This window comes from Acidovorax facilis, from assembly GCF_023913775.1.
In the GTDB taxonomy this organism is placed as follows: Bacteria; Pseudomonadota; Gammaproteobacteria; order Burkholderiales; family Burkholderiaceae_C; genus Acidovorax; species Acidovorax facilis.
Genome location: NZ_JAMXAX010000355.1, coordinates 1 through 255, shown reverse-complemented (window position 1 = coordinate 255; position 255 = coordinate 1). Strand labels below are relative to the sequence as shown.

General features: G+C 58.4%; 1 protein-coding gene. It reads left to right on the top strand.

The window, feature by feature from the left end; all coding sequences use genetic code 11:
* The coding region (locus NFX52_RS30570; protein WP_252636034.1) for a DDE-type integrase/transposase/recombinase at positions 1 to 255 on the top strand (255 nt) is incomplete at both ends.

Here is a 255-nt window from a genome sequence, read left to right as displayed (position 1 = left end):
GAACATCATCAACCGTGACTTCCAGGCTGCGGCGCCCAACGAGAAATGGCTGACCGACATCACAGAGTTCCAGATCCCTGCAGGCAAGGTCTACCTGTCACCGATCATCGATTGCTTCGACGGGATGGTGGTCAGCTGGACCATTGGCACGAGCCCGGATGCTGAGCTGGTCAACACGATGCTGGATGCTGCTATCGAGACGGTGGCAGAGACCAACGATCGACCTGTGGTCCACTCCGACCGCGGAGGACACTA